Source organism: Methylobacter svalbardensis, assembly GCF_037671525.1.
GTDB classification, from domain to species: domain Bacteria; phylum Pseudomonadota; class Gammaproteobacteria; order Methylococcales; family Methylomonadaceae; genus Methylobacter_A; species Methylobacter_A svalbardensis.
In genome coordinates this window covers 1-2755 of the sequence record NZ_JAWPOH010000140.1, presented here as the reverse complement: position 1 = coordinate 2755, position 2755 = coordinate 1, and the positions used below count along the sequence as shown (strand labels likewise).

Below are 2755 nucleotides of genomic sequence, written 5' to 3'. Positions count from 1 at the left end.
TAGCTACCAAATACTTGCCAAACTACCTGGGCTGGCGACGGGCTTTTGAACAACACTGCCAACTCACGCCGGAAACCCTACTCAATGCTGCTCTGGGGAATTTTCAATATTTAACGATGACATAGCCTTTCTAATTGACCGGACATTTTTTCAAGCCGAACGGTCGCAGCCAATCACAGGGCTAAAACGCTCAGTAACTTTTATAAGGAAGAAATTTGCCGCTCATCACGATCTTGACGCGGTCTCCTTTGGGATCGGGTTCACGCTGAAGATCCATGCTGAAATCGATGGCGCTCATAATGCCGTCTCCGAACTCTTCGTGAATCAGCGCTTTAAAGGTAGTGCCGTAGACGTTGACCAGCTCGTAGAAGCGATAAATCAACGGATCGGTCGGTACCGCGGAGGGCAGGGAACCCTTGTAGGGAACAACTTGCAATTGTTCGATAGCCTCGGCGGGCAACTCCAGCAAAGCACCCACCTTGGCGGCCTGTTCGGCATTAAGCGTCATCTGTCCCAGCAGGGCTGCTGTCGTCCACTCCTTGCTCTGGCCGATGGCGTCGGCCAGTTGAGGCCATGTCAGTTGTTTACGCAGTTTGTGCGTGATGATCAATTCGGTAACTTCGTTGCGTGTCATGATGAACTCTTTTACAAATTAAACGGTGATTGTTAATAAGCCTCAGCCACTTATGGGCTGAAGCTTTATTTTTATAATTCGGATAAATTATAAGGCGCGTTTAGGCGCGGTTTTTATATGCGTGGAATATAGGGTCAATCCGGTAAACGCAAGCCCGCCCATCAGATTACCCAAAACAGTCGGAATCTCATTCCAGATAAAGTAATCCATAATCGAAAAATTTCCTCCCATGATCAAACCGGCTGGAAACAGAAACATGTTAACCACCGAGTGCTCGAAGGCCATGCCAAAGAACAGCATGATCGGCATCCACATGGCGATCACCTTGCCGCTAACGGAAGTGGAAATCATCGCCCCAACCACACCGGTAGATACCATCCAGTTACACAGCATGCCCCTGATAAAGATCGTAAACCAGCCGGCTATGCCATATTTTGCATAGCCCAGCGTACGTGCTTCACCGATTCCGGCCAGCTTTATGCCCACATCGTTAGGTGCAACGGAAAAACCGTAGGTATAGACAATTGACATCATAACCGCCACGGTTAACGCCCCTAGAAAATTACCTGCAAAGACTAAGCCCCAGTTTCTGAAAATACCGTTGATGGTTACGCCTGGACGTTTATCAAGCCATGCCAGCGGCGTCAAAACAAAAACACCGGTCAGAAGGTCGAAGCCTAGCAAATACAGCATGCAAAAACCGACGGGGAATAAAATTGCACCAAAAATTGGAGAATTCGTTTGCACAGCAACAGCGACCGCAAATACCGCAGCCAATGCTAGGATCGCACCGGCCATATAAGCCCTGATCAAGGTATCTCTGGTTGACATGAAGATTTTGGATTCACCCGCATCGACCATTTTTGTGACAAATTCTGAAGGAATCAGATAGGACATAACTCACCTTTAAAAAATTAGATACACCATGAATTAAGGTGTCGGATAAAAAACACTTTCATTCGTTTGATTAAGCTTGTTTTCGCAAGCTGTCGATACCCTTGGAAACGAGCGTTCTTTTACTCGTTTGCGGATAACCTAATTAAAAAAGGCATAAACAATAGACGAGTAAAATTATCGCCGCCTGTTTAAAACAAGCGACTTTTCAACGCCATTGTTGAAGGGAAAGGAGGATGCGCCATTGCACCACCTTTCATTGAAAATGCACGGATTGTGCCAATCAGCTTAATCCAACTGCTTTGCGTGGTTCAGTCAGACTTTGCCTAAGCCGCGCCGCATTTTTGCACCGAAATGAATTGTGCGTGCACTAAAACGGCACAAATCGAGCAAGATGAAGTCCGAAATTTCCAGGAAGTTAAATGACGGCTAGTTTGATTGGGCATGAGCACCGGTAGTTTGCTGATGCTCGCCGAGAAGGTCGGGGGCGAAACGCTGCCGGCCAGGATCGGGGTCACGGGGTCAGGCCTTACATTTGACATGCGTGTCATGTTGCCTTAATCTTCGATCAGCTTAATTTCATATTGGATATACAGATGGCAAGGCCTTTACGCATTGAATTTGCAGGGGCGCTGTATCATGTAACAGCCCGTAGCAACGCTCGGGAAGAGATCTACTGTGATGATGTTGATCGTCAGCAGTTTTTGATGTTGCTGCAGAATACGGTCAATCGCTATGATTGGTATTGCCACGCTTATTGCCTGATGGACAATCACTACCATTTTCTGGTTGAAACCAGTACGCCAACCTTGTCTAAAGGCATGAAACTCCTCAATGGCACTCACACGCAATATTTCAATCGACAGCATTAACGCGTGGGCCATGTGTTTCAAGGCCGATTCAAAGCCATACTGGTACAGAAAGATTCCTACTTGCTGGAATTGGCGCGTTACATTGCCTTGAATCCTGTGCGTGTTCAGATGGTACACAGCGCCAAAGAATGGCGGTGGAGCAGCTATCGTGCAACGGCCGGATATGATGAAAGCGATGACTGTTTAACCGTGAGCGTCTATTCTTTCCACGTAGACAAACTATGCCGTTTGATTTAAAGGCTGAATTTTTTCAGTTAAATTCCAGGGCAGAAATTGATCTAATGCCTCAGGTTGATAGTGCCGACCTAATATAGGTAGTTCAGTAAACAAGTATTTCAGATAATCAAAAGGCTCC

Annotated in this window: 4 protein-coding genes and 1 pseudogene; 3 read left to right on the top strand and 2 right to left on the bottom strand. The window is 46.7% G+C overall.

Going from position 1 to position 2755, the window contains the following annotated elements:
* Positions 1 to 125 (top strand): annotated as a pseudogene (locus RW114_RS20285) (IS1595 family transposase); the annotation flags it as partial.
* Positions 126 to 190: 65 nt separating this feature from the next.
* Here the strand turns inward: RW114_RS20285 and cynS are convergent.
* Both cynS and RW114_RS20275 read right to left on the bottom strand, forming a co-directional pair.
* Positions 191 to 634, bottom strand: coding sequence for a cyanase (gene cynS, locus RW114_RS20280; protein WP_340124546.1), 444 nt, complete (start codon positions 632 to 634; stop codon positions 191 to 193).
* 87 nt (positions 635 to 721) lie between these two features.
* Positions 722 to 1531 carry a formate/nitrite transporter family protein gene (locus tag RW114_RS20275; protein WP_340124545.1) on the bottom strand — a complete coding sequence of 270 codons (810 nt, stop codon included), beginning with the start codon at positions 1529 to 1531 and terminating at the stop codon, positions 722 to 724.
* A 593-nt stretch (positions 1532 to 2124) separates the two neighbouring features.
* On the opposite strand from RW114_RS20275, the gene RW114_RS20270 reads away from it, so the two are divergent.
* Together RW114_RS20270 and RW114_RS20265 are read left to right on the top strand one after the other, a co-directional pair.
* Positions 2125 to 2400 carry a transposase gene (locus RW114_RS20270; RefSeq protein WP_340124544.1) on the top strand — a complete coding sequence of 92 codons (276 nt, stop codon included), beginning with the start codon at positions 2125 to 2127 and terminating at the stop codon, positions 2398 to 2400.
* A 3-nt stretch (positions 2401 to 2403) separates the two neighbouring features.
* Positions 2404 to 2637: a hypothetical protein gene (locus RW114_RS20265; protein WP_340124543.1), complete on the top strand. Its 234-nt coding sequence runs from the start codon at positions 2404 to 2406 to the stop codon at positions 2635 to 2637.
* The last annotated feature ends 118 nt before the right edge of the window (positions 2638 to 2755 follow it).